We start from the raw sequence: 18,253 nt of genomic DNA, 5'->3' as shown, positions 1-18,253 counted from the left end.
CGTGCCGCGCCCTTAGTGTAGTGGATATCACGTAAGATTCCGGTTCTTGAGACGGGGGTTCGATTCCCTCAGGGCGCGTTATTTAAATATGTTGATTTATCAACGTTTCTGGACACTCTTTATTCATCTAAAGAGTGTTTTTTTCTTGTTTAGGAATGATTTTTCTATCCGTAGTTTTTTCAAATGTTGCTTGTGGCAAGCTCAATCGCACTTAACGCGACAACATTTGTTCTGCTTCAGCTACAAATCCAATAAGGTTAAAATTCCTCCGTTCCTATTGTAACGCATAACGTTTCCTTTTTCTATCTGCTAAACAAAGTATTGCGACAAGCAAACACCTGCTTCTCTCTTAAAGATCCCTTTCTGATTATATAGTAAATTGCTTTTAATTTGTTAATTATTTTACCTAAAACTTGATACCCTAATTAAATAAAGAACCTGGGGCAAAAATCACTTTGGATTTTTGTCCCAGGCTTAAAACCTGATAATTGGCGGGAACAGAACCGTTCAGCTCCGACCTCTAAAATACTTAATTAGAAATATGCTACCCGCAATCACACCAATTATGATTACTAGCCAAAATAATCCACTTACAAGTAACAGTTCAGTTAAGGTCATTTTCAGATTCTCCTCCTTTAAATGGCCTCTGCTTTGTTTTGCTATGTAATTAATGGCGAGATCAGACAACAGCTATCAAAAAAACGGACCAACACGTGGTCCGTTTTCATTCATTATTAAGCTTTTACGATGTTCGTTGCTTGTAAGCCGCGTGGACCTTCTTCAGTATCAAAAGTTACTGCTTGGCCTTCGTCTAAAGTTTTAAATCCATCTGATTGAATAGCTGAAAAATGTGCAAATACATCATTGCCATCTTCACCTGTAATAAATCCAAAACCTTTGTCTGCGTTAAACCATTTTACTGTACCGTTGTTCATATATATTTCCTCCTAGTGCATAAAAATATGCAAGTTATTGCAAAAAATGTTGAGTGGCAAAAGGAGAAGTATAGTTTTTAAATATATAACTCAAATTACTTATCAAAATTGATTACTTAATTACTATAACATATTTATTAGAAATAAACAATGCCCACGACTTTTCCTTGGACTTTCTAAAATAATCAAAGATGCGCTTGACAAAGCCCTAGCAAAAAACACTCCTATTCTTTCTATTTCCAGTTAGTTTTGTTTAACTTTAAATAATCGCTACGCGCCAAATAATCAAATAGCGGAGCTAATCCTGGTGAAAAATTTACTTCCTCAAACCGCTTAATAAATTGTACGCCTTTAATTTTATTTGGTTCGTTCAGCGTAACTTTTCCTTGGGCTTGTTTGGCAAAATAAAAATGTCCTTGCCAAACGATTGAATCAAAAACGAGTGGTCCAGTAAAAATTTCTTCAAGTTCAGTAATTTCCACTGCTAACTCTTCTTTCATTTCACGAATCGCACATTCCAGCGCTGATTCACCAAGTTCTTGTTTTCCGCCAGGGAAATTCCATGTGTCTGGCCGATCTTTTAAGATAAGAATTTCATCAGATTGATTTTTAAGAAGTACTCGCGAAAATTCTTTTTTCATTTCGTTTAACCCTTTTCTTCATTTTTTATTGAGAAGCCACACTTGGCAGCATAAAAATATAATGCAAAATACGATCCGCGTACGATGGATTTTTTTCAAAGTCATTGACTTCTTCATTGACTAACTCCAAATCATCGGTAATCACTCCAGCAACGTCCATAAAGAGCATTTTACTTAATACCTCTGAGTCATTAACTGTCCAAGCATAAACTGCTTTTTTCTGTTGGTCAGCTTTTAAAATGAAGGTATCGTTCAACGTGGTAGCTTCCATTGTATACAAATCAGCTTGTGTTTCTGGAAAAGTGAAATTATAAGGCAAAATAAAACTAACTTTTACTTTTGATTTGGCTTTTTTAAACGCTTTGATCACATTGTAGTCGAGAGATTGAACCTGATGGTTATTCTTTATCAAAGGACGTTCATATTTTTCAATAAAGTTAGATAGCGCACCTTGACTATCTTGTTTAGACGTTTTAATTTCTACTAGTAATTTTTGTTTGGCTTGGTTTGCTTTCGCTAAATAATCATCAAAACTGGCAATTGGTGCTTCTTGGCCATTTTCTTTAACGGTCATTTTTGTTAATTCAGCCAACGTAAATTCTTGTGGCGTGCCATCGACGCCGGCGAGTTCTTGAAGGTTTGCATCATGCATCACAACAAATTGATGGTCTTTGGTTTCTTGAACATCAATTTCAATATAATCTGGTTTAAATTTAATGGTTCTTTCCATAGCAGGAATAGTATTTTGCACGCCATTACTATTGGTGACCCCTCGATGCGAAATAATCAAAGGTTTTGATTCTAATAGCCCTGTTAAGTAAACAGCGTTGAAAATTATATAGCCGCCAAAAATGGTGAATAGTCCTAGGCCCATTCCGATAGTCACTAATTTATTACGTTTCGTTTCTTTGTCAAAGGCAACTTTTGTCGTCGTTTCTGCTTGAACATTTAATTGTGTATATAAGAAATTAATCAGTAATACTGAAAGCCAAGCATTAGAGACAAACTGTAAAAATTGGACAACCGTTAAATTTAAAATACCACCTAGCAAGCTAATGGTGTCGCTCAAGGTATCTAACTTCAACTGTAGAAGATAAAGTAACACATAAATAACATACGTTGAAACAAATACCGCGATCGTCACAAATGCAATATTACGAATAATGAACCATAATCGTTTGTTTGTCATTGACCAACTAGCCTTAACTGCCTCGCCCGCTTTTTTTCTCTCCAAAATCATTAATGGAAGCGTGTAAATGAAACGAATAGCTAAATACCAGACTAATAACCCAAAAGCCAGTAGCCCCACCAAGTAAGGAATTCGTTGGGACAAAAATTCAACAATAAAATCTGGAATCACGAATTTCGTCAATAGATTACTTTGGAAAATTAGGTTACCAAAAGGGACAATGACAACAAAATAACCGAAAAAGAATAACCACGAACGGGCACCTTGCTTTTTAAGAACCTTAAAAGATGCCTTGGTAACTCCTTTAAAATGAAAACGATGGTCTTGCCGTATTTGAAAAATCCCTAATAATAAAAAGGTAAACTGATAAAAAACTGCACCTAAAAAAAGTAACAACAAGAGAATTAATAACACCAGAGCAAGCGGCTTTTCTAACAATAAATTCAGGTTATTAAACGAAAGATAAGGAATACCTTGAGTTTTTAGTGCGTTGGAAGTAGCCCAACTAAAAGCCCCACCCACCAATAATAATAAGACATTTAAAGTAAAAAATAACCATAAGTACTGCAAGATGTCTTTAAAAAATTGCCTTGTTCCATTTTTAAATGTTTGCCAAGCAGACATACAAACTCCTCCATTCTAAAAGTATCTGATTAAAGTTCTTCCATACGAATCCTAAATAAAACAACGGCAATCCAAATTGAAATAAATGATGGCAAAATAACAATAATGATTGCGACTGGCTCATCAATAGTCCCTTGTAACGTATTTTTTACTTCTGAAGAAACAATAAACTGATCAAAAATCACTTGATAAATAGTAACATAAATCAATACCCATTGAATATAATATTCAATTATTTTCATTAAAGCGATGGGTAAAACAATTTTTTTCGTCGTTAAATTCAATAAAAAATATAACAAAAGACTCGTACTGATGATAACGACTATCCCTAAAAGAAATAACGACTCTAACCGCTGCCCTATTACGTTTGCAACGCCCATTGTTAATAATAAATACATAGCTACCGAAATTAAGATGCTCACACTTAGCATAACAGAAAACAAAAGTAATGCCTTAAGAAAAAGCCACTTATCAACTCTTTTATTTCCAATCAATAAACCTAAAAGAATCACCGACAAAAGTAAAATCAATTCAATCATTCGTTCCTCCTTCCAAAACAAATGAAAATAAATTCATATGTTTGCGTTTATTTTATCAAACCAAAATGGATTTGTAAAATATTTCACATGTTATTTAATAAACGACTATTACTAGAAAAAGACAAGCCAAGTTTCCTTAATTTAGGAAACTTGGCTTGTCTTTTTATTCTTTTTACTTCGTTATTTTTTGATAGTTTGCGAATAATTGATTCGCATCTCCTTCTCCATCAATTTTCTTGAGATGGCCGTTATCTATTTTAAACATAGATGGCACATGTAAAACTTTATTTTCTCGGATAAATGTTGACCATTCCTTCATGGTCTCTTTGTTGGTTAATTCTACATAGTAAACCTGTTTAGGTGCTTGCAATAGTTTCTCGAAATCCTGACAATCTGAACAGTTTTTCTTTTTTAAAACAACATAAAATGTTTCGCCAGAGTGTTTTTTTTCTTGATACTCATTGAAACTTAATTCCTTTTTATGCGGAATAAATGTAAAACCTACCAACAAACTAAGTAACAAAATTAACAGACTGAACGAAATTTTTTTATTCATGTTTTTTCTTCCTTTTTAGTTTGTCTAATTTTTTCTTTTTTTATTTTTTGTTATGCCAAAGCTAATAGCCACTATAAGGACAATTAAACCTGCGATCATGTAAAGTGGATTTACTGTTGTATTAGTCATTGGTAAATGAATTCCTTTACTTGCTGATTTCCCAAAATTGACTGGGTTCGTTGGTGCTTGATGATTTGTAGGCGTCAACGGTTTTTTCGGTTTTAGCGGTTGTTTAGGTTCAGGTTTTTTTGGGTCTTCTGGCGTTGGTGCAGGCGGTGTTACGGTTGGCTTGTTGGAATGCAACACGTCACCTTCGTTGCCAAAGTTTAAGTCGGCTTGGTTGGGAATGCCACCTTGTTCAATATAAGGCGCTAATTCTTCGTCCGTTGCGTCAGCTTTAATTTTAGTGGTGATAGTCATTGTGTATGTGTGACCAGCTAAGTAGGTATAACTGTCGTCTTTTTTATTCATTTCAAAAGTTACTTTGTTATTTTCTTGTGTTACTTTGCCGTTAGCTGTAACATCTTTGCCATTTTCATCTGTGATTTTTACATCAGTGATATCTAGCACTTTATTAATGTCATCCACCATGCTAGCTTGGGTCCACGTGCTTGTTTCGTTACCGAAAGCTGTTTTGACGTTCCATTTAAATTCTTGGTCACGATTAGTTAAGTCTAAATGTTCTTGGCCTTCGATATCTTTTGTAATCGTTGGATCTTCTGGCGTTGGTGCAGGCGGTGTTACGGTTGGCTTGTTGGAATGCAACACGTCCCCTTCGTTGCCAAAGTTTAAGTCGGCTTGGTTGGGAATGCCACCTTGTTCAATATAAGGTGCTAATTCTTCATCGGTTGCGCCGTCTTTAATTTTAGTGGTAATAGTCATTGTGTACGTATGTCCAGCTAAGTATGAGTAGCTGTCTGCTTGTTTGTTCATTTCAAAAGTTACTTTGTTATTTTCTTGTGTTACTTTGCCGTTAGCTGTAACATCTTTACCATTTTCATCTGTGACTTTCACGTCTGTGATGTCTAACACTTTATTAATGTCATCCACCATGCTGGCTTGGGTCCAAGTGCTTGTTTCGTTACCGAAAGCTGTTTTGACGTTCCATTTAAATTCTTGATCGCGGTTGGTTAAATCTAAATGTTCTTGACCTTCTACGTCTTTAGTGATGTTTGGATCTACTGGCGGCGGTGTCACTGTTGGCTTGTTGGAATGCAACACGTCCCCTTCGTTACCAAAGTTCAAGTCGGCTTGATTAGGAATTCCACCTTGTTCAATATAAGGCGCTAATTCTTCGTCCGTTGCGCTAGCTTTGATTGTTGTGGTAATAGTCATTGTGTACGTATGACCACTCAAATAGTCATAGCTGTCTGCTTGTTTGTTCATTTCAAAAGTTACTTTGTTATTTGCTTGTGTTACTGTGCCATTGGCTGTAACATCTTTGCCATTTTCATCAGTAACAACGACTTTTTGGATATCTAATAATTGGTTGACGTTATCCACTAAACTGGCTTGTTGCCAAGTACTTGTTTCGTTACCAAAGGCTGTTTTGACATGCCAATCGAAACTATCTTCACGATTGGTTAAATCTAAGTGCTCTTGATTTTCGATATCTTTTGTAATCGTTGGATCTTCTGGCGTCACGTCACACGCATGCGCATTGTCATTTTTAGGAATCGTCGCTTCTGGAAATTCCTTAGCAATTGTTCCTTGATTCATTGTCCCACTACTTACAAGGGTTGCTGCATCAATCGCTGTATTTTCTTTGACTTCGTAGTGAATCGTGATGTTTCCTACGTAACCTTCTGTACTAGTTGCTGAAATGGTTTGTCCGTTAATTTGAACAGGCACATCATTTCCAGCATCGTCCGTAGCGGTCGCCGATTGAATATCAAATTGATTGGCAATCGTTAATGAAGCTGTTGCTGGTGTCGATTGCGCCAGACGATCTTTGACAATTTGTTTTAATTGGGTTGTAAAATCATCAATAGATTGGCTTGTAATAAAATCTTCTGGTGTGCTAGATCCTTGTTGCAACTCTTGTTTTACAAAAGGACCCACTTCTGTTTTATATTTATCAAAATATGAATTTACTGAACTTAAAGATTCAACACTTTCCCAATACGCATTAATCATTTCATAGCCTTGGTTAGTAATTTCTTGGTTTAACGCTAAAACTTCTGCTGCTGCACCTTGATAGTCATTACTATACTCAACCGAAACTTGAAAAGGATGTCTTGGATCTGGATATTCATTGATTGAATCATTGGTGTTGGTTTTATGCAAGTAACCATCTAAACGTGTATTAGCGACCCCATCTGTCACTAATAAGAAATATGTTTTTCGATTCGTTAAATCTCCGTGTGTTTGATTGTACGTATCTAAAGCAAGTTTCAATCCTGAGGCAGTTGGTGTACCACCATACGTCCGAACATCTCCAAAGCCAGAAACAAATTGGCTTTTATCATGGGTTAATTGAGTATCAACACGCACATTCATATCATAATCAGCTGAATTAATTTTTACTTTTCCATCAGGAAATATAAATTGTTTTCCGCCACGATACGAAGCCAGCATCACGCGGTCTTGATCAGATAATCCTTGAACCACTTCATCAATCGCTTGTCTTACATGTGGAAAATTATCTGAAAAACTACCACTGGCATCTTCAACAACCACTAAATCAACCGGTTCCGTTTCACCCGCTTGAACTGGGAAAGCAGCTTGTCCTTCCAATATCCGTTTACAATCAGCTAGACTGTCGTCTTTCACTTTCACCGTATTGGTCATTCCTTCTGTATCTCCTGCTTTAACCACTCCTTCAGCTAAAGCCAATGTGGGACTGAAATTTCCCACAACTGTTCCAGCGACAATCACCATTGTCGATAATAATTTCGTTGCTTTCTTAAACATTTTAATCCTCCCTATTTTCTTTCGCTAGTGTTTGGGACACTTGCTTCTCTTTACTTCAACTACAGCTCCTTAAATCTTTCATCAAGTCGATGTGTCTCCTTGCTTTTGTGACACATCTCTTACTCAATTTCTGATTCTATCACCTTTATAGGCTAAAACTTGGCAGTATTCGGCTCTTGAAAACGTAAAATTTGTCTTTTAAAAATTAATGAAAAGACTATCCACTGACAAAGTTGGTTTTCACTTACTTTTTGCTACTTGATTCCTTTTAAGACTCTTTTTTTACACAAAAAAAGTAAAAGAACCTTTACAGTCCTTTTACTTAATTGTTAGATGCTATCCATAATTTTCTTAGTTTTGTTCTATAAGCTGAATAGTTTAGCCTGTTTATTTCAACAATATTTGACGTTAGTCAGCCGTTTCGTTATAGTTAAAGAAAAGGCTTTTTGGTAGGAGTGAATACGATGAATGAGTGGCCCCATCAGTTAATGACGCTTTTAACCCCACTTTTTGAGCTATGTATTTTAGGACTGAATGTTTTTTCGATTATTGTTTTAGTTTGGGGTGTTTGTTTAGCAGGAAAAGATTTCATTAAAAGTGAACGACAAAATCAAAGCCGCTTTACCTTAACCAAAATGAATACGTTCATCAAAAACTTCCTTGGTAGCTACATTCTGTTAAGTTTAGAAATTTTAATTGCTGCTGATATTATTGAATCCATTGTCAAACCAACTTTTCAAGATATTTTGAAATTGGCAACCTTGGTAATCATCCGTACAGTTATTTCTTATTTCTTACATAAAGAAATTGAAGACACTATGACCGATATGGAACAACAAGAAAAAGAACCAGATACCCCAAAAAATTAGTGGGTACGCTGGTTCTTTTTTATTTAATCGCTTTAAAATAATGAAGTGGTTCGTTAGACAAACGTTGCATTTTACGTTTTTTATCTTCAATAATTGCTAAAATCTCGTCTGAAAAATTTTCTAAAATAACACGGCCGCCTTTATAGGTGTGTCCACCCATTTCAGCAACTTCGCTGGCCGTCAAAATGACTTTACGATGCGCAATTTTTTTGAAAAATTCTTCAATTAAGTACGTCGGTAAGTAAAAATTATTTTGAGCAGAAAATGATTCCAAATAAATAAAATCATCGATGCTAATGAAACAATCATCCATCGATAAGTATTCAATTGATCTGTCTATATATAATTCACGCTTTTGTAAAATTTCTTTGACTTTTTTATTTAATAAATTCAATGATTCAATTTCTTTAACCAAATGTTCTAGTTCACGATAACGTACTTCTTTTCGCTCTTTGTAAGATGAATGTAAGGCGGCACTTGCTGTGACTATTAGCGCACCGACGATTACACCGACCATTCCGGCGATAAAAACAAACATATTTTTCCCCTCGCTCTTTTCTAATTTTCCATTTTAGTATAACATAATCCAAAAGTTTCGGATAAAAAATGACACAAAATTTTTCAAGCGACTTCGTTGACCTTTATTGACCAAAGAGGTATACTTTTCATAGGCATTCAAAGTGCTTTGTGATAGAATGACTTTAAAAGTTTCTTTATATAGGAGGATTTACTTATGAATTTAATTCCAACAGTTATTGAACAATCATCTCGCGGTGAACGTGCTTATGACATTTATTCTCGTTTATTAAAAGACCGCATCATTATGCTAAGCGGCCCTATCGATGATAACGTGGCAAACTCAGTGATTGCACAGTTATTATTCTTAGATGCCCAAGATTCAGAAAAAGACATTTACTTGTACATTAACTCTCCTGGTGGTAGCGTTTCTGCAGGTTTAGCGATTTTCGATACCATGAATTTCGTTAAAGCGGATGTCCAAACGATCGTATTAGGAATGGCGGCTTCTATGGGTAGCTTCTTATTAACAGCTGGTCAAAAAGGCAAACGTTTCGCTTTACCAAATGCGGAAATCATGATTCACCAACCACTTGGTGGCGCTCAAGGGCAAGCAACAGAAATTGAAATTGCTGCTCGTCACATTTTAGACACTCGTCAACGTTTAAATTCAATTTTAGCTGAACGAACTGGCCAACCAATTGAAGTGATTGAACGTGATACCGATCGTGATAACTATATGACTGCCGAACAAGCAAAAGAATATGGTTTAATCGATGAAGTAATGGAAAATAGTAGCGCCTTAAATTAAAAATAAAAAAAATGGAAACAGCGACGGTCGCTGTTTCCATTTTTTTATTTTTCAATGTATCCTCGTAATTCTTCTTCAGTGACACTTTCGTCAAAGATATGCTCACCAATGATGATCGTTGGTACAAATTGAATGTGCGCCGCATTGGCTTCAGCAATCACTGCGGAAACAAGCGTTGCATCTTTTTGTTCTTTTAAGCCCAGATTTTTTTCAGCATACGTCGCTACTTCTTCTAAGGTTAAGTTTCCCCATTCATCTTGCGTAGCAAACATTTTATGCAATGCTGACAGTGCTTGTTCAGGCGCTGAATAGTCAATGTAGTGATGCATCACATTGCCGCGTTGTAAACTTTCTTTTTCTTTATCAAACAACTTAATGATACGTTCAACTTTACCACTTTTGACAAATTGTGCTAACAGTTCCTCAGACTCTTCAAACCATTTTCTGCAATAAGGACAGCGAACATTGATAAATTCTATCATTTTGACAGGGGCATTGCGCTCACCAATGTGAAGCCCTGTTTCTGTGTTAACTTTTGTTGCATCAATTACTGAAATATCCATAAAAAAACCTCATCCTTTCAAACCTTTATTTCTCTTTTAGTATACCGTTTTTCAATAAAAAAATCATAAGACACGAATTCAAATTTTCTGAATTCGTGTCTCTGTTCACTTTTTTAACGATTAATCGAACGAGCCATTCTAGCAACAGTATGTCTTTTCCCACGTATCGCATCAGAAAGCTCTTTAATATTTTCAATACCAACTAAGCCCATATTGGCATCGCCAATATGTTGAATATCTACGCCTAAAATTTTATTTCTAATGCCGATTGCTTGGATAACTTCAGGTTGAGCACTTTCTTGTGAAGTTCCAATGGCACTCATAACTAATTTTCCTTTTGAATGTGCAAAATCCACGACTTCTTTGACTTGTTGATCAGTGATGCCCCAAACCGTGCCGACTGCTGGGACTAAGACAATATCAGCGCCCGCTTCAATAAATTGTTCAGCTGATTTTAAACTGACCACTGGTTCATCTACGCCTGAACTGTGCATTTTTCCGGCAATAATGATGCCATCAAAATGTTTTTTGGCTAAGGCCACGTTCTCAGCAATCAAGTCGTTGGTCACGCCAGTTCCTGGATTACCTGTCAATAAGATAAAATCCAAACCCAGTTCATTGGCTTTTTTGAAAGTAGCTGCTGATGCTTTTCTACCTGGTTCAATCGAAACTCTCGTTGAAGCTAAGTCTAAATTTTCATCAACAGGTTCGACATTCATGCCAATCGGTAAACCGACTAGTTCTTTCAAACGATGAACAACCTCATCATTAGGGACACATGTTTCCGCAGTATATTGCCCTTCATAAGCGGCTACTACAATCGGTTGATTAACATCGAAAACATTCAATAAAATCATGTCTGCGCCATATGCTTTTGACATTTCCGCACAAGTGATATCACCTGCTACGGATGGATGAACTACCACATTTTCCGATAAAATTACGCGCCCTTCGCTCGCTTTAATACTCTGAAACAGCTCTTCTTTTGACATCCGTTTGATTTCTGATGCATTTGCACTAATTAATCGTTGAACCATTTTGACCCCTCCAATAGTTTTTAATGTTTTAGTTAAAAACAGCAATAAGTAATCGCTTGCATTTTATTACATGCAACATTCGTGCCAACGTCGTTTCTTTAAAACACAGGTCAACACTACATTTCAGTGCTACACACTTTTTACACACTTTAATTTTTTTTACACGCTTAAAGAAAAAGTGAAGAATAGCACTTCAAACGGAAATGTTATTCTTCACTTCTTGAGCAGAAAAGTTACGCACTTTTTTCTCGTAATTTTTCTGCAAATTCATTAATTTTTCGAATACGATGATTAATACCTGACTTAGAAATAGCTCCTGAAGGAATCATTTCCCCTAGTTCTTTGAGACTAACTTCCGGATACTCTAACCGTAATTCTGCGATTTCCTGAAGTTTCTCCGGTAATGACGTCAACCCTACTGTACTTTCAATAAATTGAATATTTTCAATTTGTTTTGAAGCCGCATCAATGGTTTTATTTAAATTCGCCGTTTCGCAATTCACTAAACGATTTACTGAATTCCGCATATCACGGACAATCCGGACATCTTCAAATTTCAACATAGAGTTCGTGGCACCAATTAACGTTAAAAAGTCGGCGATTTTTTCAGCACCTTTTAAATAACAAATATACCCGTTTCGGCGTCCCAATGTTCGAGCGTTTAAGTCATAGTAATTCAACATCTTACAAATATCATTATTGTGTTCTTCATAAATTGAAAAAATTTCTAAATGATAGCGACTTGTTTCCGGATTATTAACTGAGCCAGAAGCCATAAAGGCCCCGCGTAAATAGGAACGCATTTTTTGTGCGTTACCCATGATTTCATTTGACACATTGCCATTAAAAACGACCCCATCCATAATATCCAAATCAGCTAGAATTTTTTGTGTATCTTGTTTTAGACGCACAATGTAAACATTATTTTTCTTTAGTTTCATTTTTTTACGAACTAATAATTCTGCTTGTGCATGGTAATGATCTTTCAGCAATGAATACATTCGACGAGCAATTGCAGCATTTTCCGTTTGTACATTCAAGACAAACTGTTGATTAACTAAGCTAAGTGAGCCGTTCATCCGAATTAATGCTGCTAATTCTGCTTTCGCGTGTTCTCGATGGACTTCTAAACCAGTCAACTCTTTTTTGACATCCGAGGCAAAAGACATCTAAGCTCCTCCTCTCTTGATTCTTTTGATTAATTAATATTTCGTTCCAAATACGATACGGAAAAGTTCTTCAACAACTTTTTCCCCATCATGAAAAACTCCGCCATCTCTTAATTCTAAAAAGTCTGTCGAAATAACTCGGCATCCTTCTTCACGTAATCCTTGAAAATCATGCTTTACTTGAACCAAATATTCATCATAAATTTCAGGATCCATGTAATTTTCTGGTACTTTTTCTGTGTTAACCAGCACTGTATCAACAAACTGCGCTTGTAGATGCTCGTTTAAGACACGAACATGATCTGCATCCGTAAAATGTTCCGTTTCCCCTTTTTGGGTCATGATGTTACAAATATAGACTACTTCGGCTGCCGTTTGTTTGATGGCTTCACCAATTTCTGTAATAACTAAATTAGGCAAAATACTTGTAAAAAGACTCCCTGGCCCTAACACGACCATGTCTGCTTCTTCAATTGCTTTGACGACTTTACGCGCAGCTCTTGGCTGCTCTTCTCCGTGTGTATTTGTTACAAACACATGGTCAATCGTCTTGCGATCCAGTGCAATTTTTGATTCTCCCACCGCCACTGAGCCATCTTTAAATACAGCATGTAACGTTAATGGCCGTTCTGATGATGGATAAATCCGTCCATCAACATGCATCATTTTTGAAAGCAATTGAATCGCTTCATACGTACTTCCTCTCATTTCTGAGACAGCAGCAATGATTAAATTACCGATTGCATGATTGGCAAAATGACTATCTGATTTATCAAAACGATATTGAAAAATATCTTCATATAATTGTGGCATATCTGACAATGCCACTAAAACATTTCTTAAATCTCCCGGAGGTGTCATGTTATTAATAGAGGAACGAAGCTCGCCACTGCTACCGCCATCATCAGCGACCGTTACGACGGCAGTAATATCAACACTTTGATTTCTTAAACTTTTCAAAATTACTGGCAAGCCTGTTCCACCACCAACAACCACGATCTTCGGTTTACGAATTCGATAGGTTTTCATTAAGAGCGATTAACCGTTTCTTTTCTTTTTAAGCGGTCGCGGTGGGTAATATTTACATGGTAATCTTCCTCTTTTAATTCAGCGCCAACACGTTCTGTCAGTGCAACAGAGCGGTGTTGTCCGCCAGTACAGCCAATTGCAATGGTGACGCTACTTTTACCTTCTTTTTTATATCCAGGTAAGACTGTTCGCAGTAAATCGATAAATTTTGTATAAAATTCATCTGTTTCTGGGAAGCCCATCACATAATCATAAACAGGTTGATCCATTCCAGTTAACGGTCGTAGTTCATCAATATAATGGGGGTTAGGTAAAAAGCGAACATCCATAACGATATCTGCATCAATCGGCAACCCATATTTAAAGCCGAAGGACACCATTTCCACTCGAAATTCGTGTGTCTCTCTCGTTGCTAGTTCTTTATTCAAACGTTCCCGCAATTGACGAGGGGACAAGTCCGTGGTGTCAATGACCAACTGAGCATCCGCCTTGATTTCTTCCAGCATTGCACGTTCTTTACGAATACCTTCTGTCACTAAACCATCCATCGCCATTGGATGCGCACGCCGGGTCTCTTTATAACGAGAAACCAACTCTTCATCGGTGGCATCTAAAAATAAAATCGTTGTATCAATAAAATTAGTATTTTCAAGTTCGACTAACATATCCTGAATTTCTCTAAAGAAGGTCCGTGAACGTAAATCAATCACTAACGCAATCTTGGTAACTTTTCCAGATTCTTTAATTAATTCCCAAAATTTTGGGATTAAGCTTGGTGGTAAATTGTCGATACAGAAATAGCCCATGTCTTCAAAGCTTTGAACAGCGACTGTTTTTCCAGCGCCACTCATTCCTGTAATAATAACCAGTTGTAAATTTTCTGGCATATTCAACACTCCCTTCACTTGCATCACTATATTATAACACCCCGGGCGTATCAAATAAAGCTTTTCAATCATTCTTATAAAGATTTCTATTCTTTCATAGAAAAACAGCATTGACATTTTTGTCAATGCTGTTTTAATTGCTGAATTATACTATATAACTCTGTGTTATTTTAATACAAACTCAATTTCTGTTTTATCAGTAAAATTAGCTTCAAACTCAAATTGTTTTACTTGTTCATTCACGGCTAACTTTTTCGTAATGTGTTCTTTAATTTGTTCATTTGTAGCTGTTTTGATTGACAATCCATCTAAAAGAGTCATGATTTTGTCTTGTGCTGCCTTACCTTCTAATTCTAAATCAGCAGATTCATCTTCATACGTTGCTTCAATTGTTCCGTTCGATTTTATTTCATAGGTGAACTCAATTTCATTTTCGTCGTATTCGATTTCTACGTCAATCTCTTGAAGACTGGCAACAGTTGGTGTCGGTGTGGTTAGTTCATTGTCTGCTGTTTCATGGTCCCCACCAACTTCAGGAGTTACAGTTTCCCACTTAAAGGTACCAATTTTAGCTGTTGCTAGATAGGGATTATTAATGGTAATGACTTTCAATTGAAGTTCTGAATGGTTGGCGATATCTGTTAAAATCCCCAGAGCCTGATATGTATTTTGTGTAAAACGTGTCGCAATATTTTGCGCATCAATTGTGGAATAGCCTAATGTTTCCCAGGTGATTTGTTGCTTTAATTCCTGATGAACGGCTTGTACTGTCGCCGGCTCCAATTGAATGCCCGTTGCTTCTTTTAAGTCTTTCTTGGTAAAGCTCATTACTTTTTCATGGTCTGATTGTGAAATTAAGGTCGCTGCTTCCATTGTGTTACTATGTACAAAAGGTGTGATTCCGATAGCTAAGACCATTCCTGCTGTTAATAAACCTGTTGTTATTTTTTTGTTTTTCATTTAAGACTTCCCTTCGTGTTCATTGTTATTTTGTTAACAAACATAGTATATCTTTTGATTACACATTAAGTAAACATTTATTTTTAATTTTAATTAAAAAATTTTTGTTATTTTATAATAAAAGAACCTTGTTTCCCATAAAAACAAGGTTCTTTATCTAATCATTAATGTTTATTTCAGAACACGTTTTAAATAATATCCTGTGTAACTGTCTTTGACTTTAGCAACTTCTTCTGGTGTTCCTGTCGCCACGATCGTCCCACCACCGTCGCCACCTTCTGGCCCTAGATCAATCACATGATCCGCAGATTTGATGACATCCAAGTTATGTTCAATCACTAAAACGGTATTGCCCGCTTCCACTAAACGCTCTAATACTAGAAGCAACCGCGCAATATCATCGGTATGCAAGCCTGTTGTTGGTTCATCCAGAATATAAAAGTTTTTCCCATTAGAATTTTTATGAAGTTCACTCGCTAGCTTCATCCGCTGTGCTTCTCCACCAGATAAAGTAGTTGCTGGCTGCCCCAATGTCACATAGCCTAAGCCTACATCCACAATTGTTTGCAATTTACGATGAATTTTAGGGATATGTTTGAAAAATTCTACGGCATCTTCCACCGTCATATCTAAAATATCAGAAATGTTTTTGCCTTTATAATGAACTTCTAACGTCTCAGAATTATAACGTTTGCCATGACAAACTTCGCAAGGCACATAGACATCAGGTAAAAAGTGCATTTCAATTTTGATGATACCATCCCCGCGACAAGCTTCACAACGGCCACCTTTGACGTTAAAACTAAAGCGACCTTTTTTATAGCCACGAACCTTGGCTTCATTTGTTTGGGCAAACAAATCGCGAATGTCATCAAAAACACTAGTATAAGTCGCTGGATTACTTCTTGGTGTTCGGCCAATCGGACTTTGGTCAATGTCAACAATCTTTTCAATGGCTTCATAACCAGTGATACTTTTGTGTTTCCCAGGTTTATTGGAATTACGATTTAATTTTTGGGCCAGCGCTTTTTTCAAAATTTGATTGACTAAAGTACTTTTCCCTGAACCTGAAACGCCTGTGACAGCAACAAATTCACCCAGCGGAAATTCAACACTGACATTTTTTAAATTATTTTCACTGGCACCAGTGACTTTGATCACTTTGCCATTACCTTTGCGACGTTCTTTTGGTACAGGAATCACTTTTTTCCCAGAAAGATATTGTCCGGTCAATGAATGCGGATTTTTAGCAACCTCTTCCGGCGTACCAGCGGCTACAATTTCACCGCCCAGATGTCCAGCGCCAGGTCCCACATCAATCAAGTAATCCGAAGCCATCATTGTATCTTCATCGTGTTCCACCACAATTAATGTATTGCCTAAGTCCCGCATTTTTTTCAATGAGTCAATCAAGCGGTTGTTATCTCGTTGATGCAAACCAATTGATGGTTCATCTAAAATGTAAAGGACGCCTGATAAGTTTGAGCCAATTTGTGTTGCTAAGCGAATTCTTTGTGCTTCTCCGCCAGAAAGTGTACCAGCAGCTCGACTTAAGGTTAAGTAATCTAACCCGACATTTTTTAAGAAGGTTAACCGATCTTCGACTTCTTTTAAAATTGGCCGAGCAATCGTTGTTTCTTGTTCAGATAAAGACACACCTTCAAAAAATTGGACCGCATTTTTTATTGCTAATTCACTGACTTCACCAATGTGCGTGCCATTGATTTTTACAGCTAAAGCTTGTGGATTCAAACGATACCCTTGACAGCTTCGACAAGTCAATTCTGTCATGTATAACCGCATTTGATCTCGTGTAAAATCGCTATTTGTTTCATGATAACGTCGTTTAATATTTTTTAAAATCCCTTCAAATGGCACTTCCACATCACGAACACCACCAAAGTCATTTTCATAATGAAAATGAAAGTTTTTCTCGCCAGAACCATTTAAAATAATTTCTTGTTGGTCTGCAGGTAATTCTTCAAACGGCGTATCCATATCAATCCCAAAACTGGTGGCTGCTTGCTCCAACATTTGTGGATAATATTGGGAACTAATAGGGTTCCACGGAACGATGGCTCCTTCTCTCAAGGTTTTAGTAGGATCTGGAATCACTAAGTCTTTGTCCACTTCTAATTTAACACCTAAACCATCACAATCGGGACAAGCGCCAAATGGTGCATTAAATGAAAACAAGCGCGGTTCCAATTCACCGACTGTAAACCCACAATAAGGACAAGCATAATGTTCACTAAACAACATTTCTTCTTGACCAATCACATCAACAATTGCGTAACCTTCAGCTAAACGCAAAGCCGCTTCAAACGAATCAAACAAGCGAGAGCGAATGCCTTCTTTCACAACGATACGGTCAATCACAATCGCAATATCATGTTTTTTATTTTTTTCAAGTTCTGGTGCCTCACTAACATCATAGGTTTCACCATCCACCCGCATTCTGACATACCCTTCACGTTGGATCATTTCAAACACTTTTTTATGTTGGCCTTTTTTCTTGACCACAACAGGCGCCAAAATTTGAATTTTTGTTCGCTCTGGTAGCTCTAAGACTTTATCAACCATCTGTTCAACAGACTGACTGGTAATTTCAATATGATCGTTAGGACAAATTGGATGACCTACCCGAGCAAATAACAATCGTAAATAATCATTGATTTCTGTGACCGTCCCTACTGTTGAGCGTGGGTTCTTACTTGTCGTCTTTTGATCAATTGAAATAGCTGGACTTAAACCATCGATGCTGTCAACATCTGGTTTATCCATCTGTCCCAAAAATTGTCGCGCATAAGCAGAGAGACTCTCTACATAACGTCGTTGCCCTTCTGCGTAAAGCGTATCAAATGCTAATGAACTTTTACCAGAACCAGATAGTCCAGTTACAACAACCATTTTGTCACGAGGAATCGTGACATCAATATTTTTTAAGTTATGGGCGCGTGCACCATGAATCACAATTTTATCATTTGCCATATATGTTCTCCTTTTACTAAATCT

Annotated in this window: 16 protein-coding genes and 1 tRNA gene; 3 read left to right on the top strand and 14 right to left on the bottom strand. The window is 36.7% G+C overall.

The features are described from left to right. The first annotated feature begins 6 nt into the window (after nucleotides 1-6). Nucleotides 7-78 (top strand) — tRNA-Arg (locus IGJ04_RS11455). A 656-nt stretch (nucleotides 79-734) separates the two neighbouring features. On the opposite strand, the gene IGJ04_RS11450 is transcribed toward IGJ04_RS11455, so the two are convergent. The 6 genes from IGJ04_RS11450 to IGJ04_RS11425 all read right to left on the bottom strand — a co-directional run bounded on the left by IGJ04_RS11450 (nucleotide 735) and on the right by IGJ04_RS11425 (nucleotide 7,397). Further along, nucleotides 735-935 carry a cold-shock protein gene (locus tag IGJ04_RS11450; RefSeq protein ID WP_002355647.1) on the bottom strand — a complete coding sequence of 67 codons (201 nt, stop codon included), beginning with the start codon at nucleotides 933-935 and terminating at the stop codon, nucleotides 735-737. A 233-nt stretch (nucleotides 936-1,168) separates the two neighbouring features. After that, complete coding sequence (locus IGJ04_RS11445; RefSeq protein WP_002361287.1) at nucleotides 1,169-1,576, bottom strand: NUDIX hydrolase; 408 nt, start codon at nucleotides 1,574-1,576, stop codon at nucleotides 1,169-1,171. A gap of 25 nt (nucleotides 1,577-1,601) precedes the next feature. Beyond that, the gene (locus IGJ04_RS11440; RefSeq protein WP_002363211.1) at nucleotides 1,602-3,389 is read right to left on the bottom strand and encodes a glycerophosphoryl diester phosphodiesterase membrane domain-containing protein; all 1,788 of its coding nucleotides are present in this window, start codon (nucleotides 3,387-3,389) and stop codon (nucleotides 1,602-1,604) included. 29 nt (nucleotides 3,390-3,418) lie between these two features. Next, entirely contained in the window at nucleotides 3,419-3,928 is a 510-nt protein-coding gene (locus tag IGJ04_RS11435) for an SA1002 family membrane protein (RefSeq protein ID WP_002361285.1), read from the bottom strand. A gap of 172 nt (nucleotides 3,929-4,100) precedes the next feature. Beyond that, a complete protein-coding gene (locus IGJ04_RS11430; RefSeq protein WP_002358745.1) occupies nucleotides 4,101-4,484 on the bottom strand; it encodes a bacteriocin in 384 nt (127 codons plus the stop codon). A gap of 24 nt (nucleotides 4,485-4,508) precedes the next feature. Beyond that, nucleotides 4,509-7,397, bottom strand: coding sequence for an isopeptide-forming domain-containing fimbrial protein (locus IGJ04_RS11425; protein ID WP_438840226.1), 2,889 nt, complete (start codon nucleotides 7,395-7,397; stop codon nucleotides 4,509-4,511). 464 nt (nucleotides 7,398-7,861) lie between these two features. Between IGJ04_RS11425 and IGJ04_RS11420 the strand changes: the two genes are divergently transcribed. Then, nucleotides 7,862-8,266, top strand: coding sequence for a DUF1622 domain-containing protein (locus IGJ04_RS11420; RefSeq protein ID WP_002383026.1), 405 nt, complete (start codon nucleotides 7,862-7,864; stop codon nucleotides 8,264-8,266). 19 nt (nucleotides 8,267-8,285) lie between these two features. Here IGJ04_RS11420 and IGJ04_RS11415 read toward each other — a convergent pair whose 3' ends face one another. Further along, nucleotides 8,286-8,804, bottom strand: coding sequence for a hypothetical protein (locus IGJ04_RS11415; RefSeq protein ID WP_002355635.1), 519 nt, complete (start codon nucleotides 8,802-8,804; stop codon nucleotides 8,286-8,288). 195 nt (nucleotides 8,805-8,999) lie between these two features. Here IGJ04_RS11415 and clpP point away from each other — a divergent pair, with 195 nt between their 5' ends. Continuing rightward, the gene (gene clpP / locus IGJ04_RS11410; RefSeq protein WP_002355633.1) at nucleotides 9,000-9,593 is read left to right on the top strand and encodes an ATP-dependent Clp endopeptidase proteolytic subunit ClpP; all 594 of its coding nucleotides are present in this window, start codon (nucleotides 9,000-9,002) and stop codon (nucleotides 9,591-9,593) included. A gap of 44 nt (nucleotides 9,594-9,637) precedes the next feature. Here the strand turns inward: clpP and IGJ04_RS11405 are convergent, their stop codons facing one another. The 7 genes from IGJ04_RS11405 to uvrA all read right to left on the bottom strand — a co-directional run bounded on the left by IGJ04_RS11405 (nucleotide 9,638) and on the right by uvrA (nucleotide 18,229). Next, nucleotides 9,638-10,156, bottom strand: a complete 519-nt coding sequence (locus IGJ04_RS11405) for a DsbA family protein (RefSeq protein ID WP_002401214.1) — start codon at nucleotides 10,154-10,156, stop codon at nucleotides 9,638-9,640. Between the two features lie 113 nt (nucleotides 10,157-10,269). After that, nucleotides 10,270-11,193 (bottom strand): DUF7916 family protein, encoded by a 924-nt coding sequence (locus tag IGJ04_RS11400; RefSeq protein WP_085443250.1) that lies wholly within the window; start codon nucleotides 11,191-11,193, stop codon nucleotides 10,270-10,272. 233 nt (nucleotides 11,194-11,426) lie between these two features. After that, the gene (gene whiA, locus IGJ04_RS11395; protein WP_002358736.1) at nucleotides 11,427-12,362 is read right to left on the bottom strand and encodes a DNA-binding protein WhiA; all 936 of its coding nucleotides are present in this window, start codon (nucleotides 12,360-12,362) and stop codon (nucleotides 11,427-11,429) included. A 33-nt stretch (nucleotides 12,363-12,395) separates the two neighbouring features. After that, nucleotides 12,396-13,391, bottom strand: a complete 996-nt coding sequence (locus IGJ04_RS11390; protein WP_002355627.1) for a gluconeogenesis factor YvcK family protein — start codon at nucleotides 13,389-13,391, stop codon at nucleotides 12,396-12,398. Then, the gene (rapZ, locus tag IGJ04_RS11385) at nucleotides 13,391-14,278 is read right to left on the bottom strand and encodes an RNase adapter RapZ (RefSeq protein WP_002355625.1); all 888 of its coding nucleotides are present in this window, start codon (nucleotides 14,276-14,278) and stop codon (nucleotides 13,391-13,393) included. Before rapZ ends, IGJ04_RS11390 begins: the two co-directional genes overlap by 1 nt. Nucleotides 14,279-14,443: 165 nt before the next feature. Further along, on the bottom strand, nucleotides 14,444-15,238 hold the full coding sequence (locus tag IGJ04_RS11380; protein ID WP_016616606.1) for a YusW family protein: 795 nt from the start codon (nucleotides 15,236-15,238) through the stop codon (nucleotides 14,444-14,446). A gap of 171 nt (nucleotides 15,239-15,409) precedes the next feature. Further along, complete coding sequence (gene uvrA, locus IGJ04_RS11375) at nucleotides 15,410-18,229, bottom strand: excinuclease ABC subunit UvrA (RefSeq protein WP_438840225.1); 2,820 nt, start codon at nucleotides 18,227-18,229, stop codon at nucleotides 15,410-15,412. Nucleotides 18,230-18,253 lie beyond the last annotated feature (24 nt).

The organism is Enterococcus sp. AZ050, from assembly GCF_051715085.1.
GTDB classification, from domain to species: Bacteria; Bacillota; Bacilli; order Lactobacillales; family Enterococcaceae; genus Enterococcus; species Enterococcus faecalis.
The sequence above is the reverse complement of the archived record's forward strand: the minus strand, read 5'-3'. Positions and strand labels throughout refer to the sequence as shown.

Coding starts and splice junctions, on each gene's coding strand:
- IGJ04_RS11450 (WP_002355647.1), bottom strand. CDS start 935: ATGAACAACGGTACAGTAAAATGGTTTAACGCAGACAAAGGTTTTGGA.
- IGJ04_RS11445 (WP_002361287.1), bottom strand. CDS start 1,576: ATGAAAAAAGAATTTTCGCGAGTACTTCTTAAAAATCAATCTGATGAA.
- IGJ04_RS11440 (WP_002363211.1), bottom strand. CDS start 3,389: ATGTCTGCTTGGCAAACATTTAAAAATGGAACAAGGCAATTTTTTAAA.
- IGJ04_RS11435 (WP_002361285.1), bottom strand. CDS start 3,928: ATGATTGAATTGATTTTACTTTTGTCGGTGATTCTTTTAGGTTTATTG.
- IGJ04_RS11430 (WP_002358745.1), bottom strand. CDS start 4,484: ATGAATAAAAAAATTTCGTTCAGTCTGTTAATTTTGTTACTTAGTTTG.
- IGJ04_RS11425 (WP_438840226.1), bottom strand. CDS start 7,397: ATGTTTAAGAAAGCAACGAAATTATTATCGACAATGGTGATTGTCGCT.
- IGJ04_RS11420 (WP_002383026.1), top strand. CDS start 7,862: ATGAATGAGTGGCCCCATCAGTTAATGACGCTTTTAACCCCACTTTTT.
- IGJ04_RS11415 (WP_002355635.1), bottom strand. CDS start 8,804: ATGTTTGTTTTTATCGCCGGAATGGTCGGTGTAATCGTCGGTGCGCTA.
- clpP (WP_002355633.1), top strand. CDS start 9,000: ATGAATTTAATTCCAACAGTTATTGAACAATCATCTCGCGGTGAACGT.
- IGJ04_RS11405 (WP_002401214.1), bottom strand. CDS start 10,156: ATGGATATTTCAGTAATTGATGCAACAAAAGTTAACACAGAAACAGGG.
- IGJ04_RS11400 (WP_085443250.1), bottom strand. CDS start 11,193: ATGGTTCAACGATTAATTAGTGCAAATGCATCAGAAATCAAACGGATG.
- whiA (WP_002358736.1), bottom strand. CDS start 12,362: ATGTCTTTTGCCTCGGATGTCAAAAAAGAGTTGACTGGTTTAGAAGTC.
- IGJ04_RS11390 (WP_002355627.1), bottom strand. CDS start 13,391: ATGAAAACCTATCGAATTCGTAAACCGAAGATCGTGGTTGTTGGTGGT.
- rapZ (WP_002355625.1), bottom strand. CDS start 14,278: ATGCCAGAAAATTTACAACTGGTTATTATTACAGGAATGAGTGGCGCT.
- IGJ04_RS11380 (WP_016616606.1), bottom strand. CDS start 15,238: ATGAAAAACAAAAAAATAACAACAGGTTTATTAACAGCAGGAATGGTC.
- uvrA (WP_438840225.1), bottom strand. CDS start 18,229: ATGGCAAATGATAAAATTGTGATTCATGGTGCACGCGCCCATAACTTA.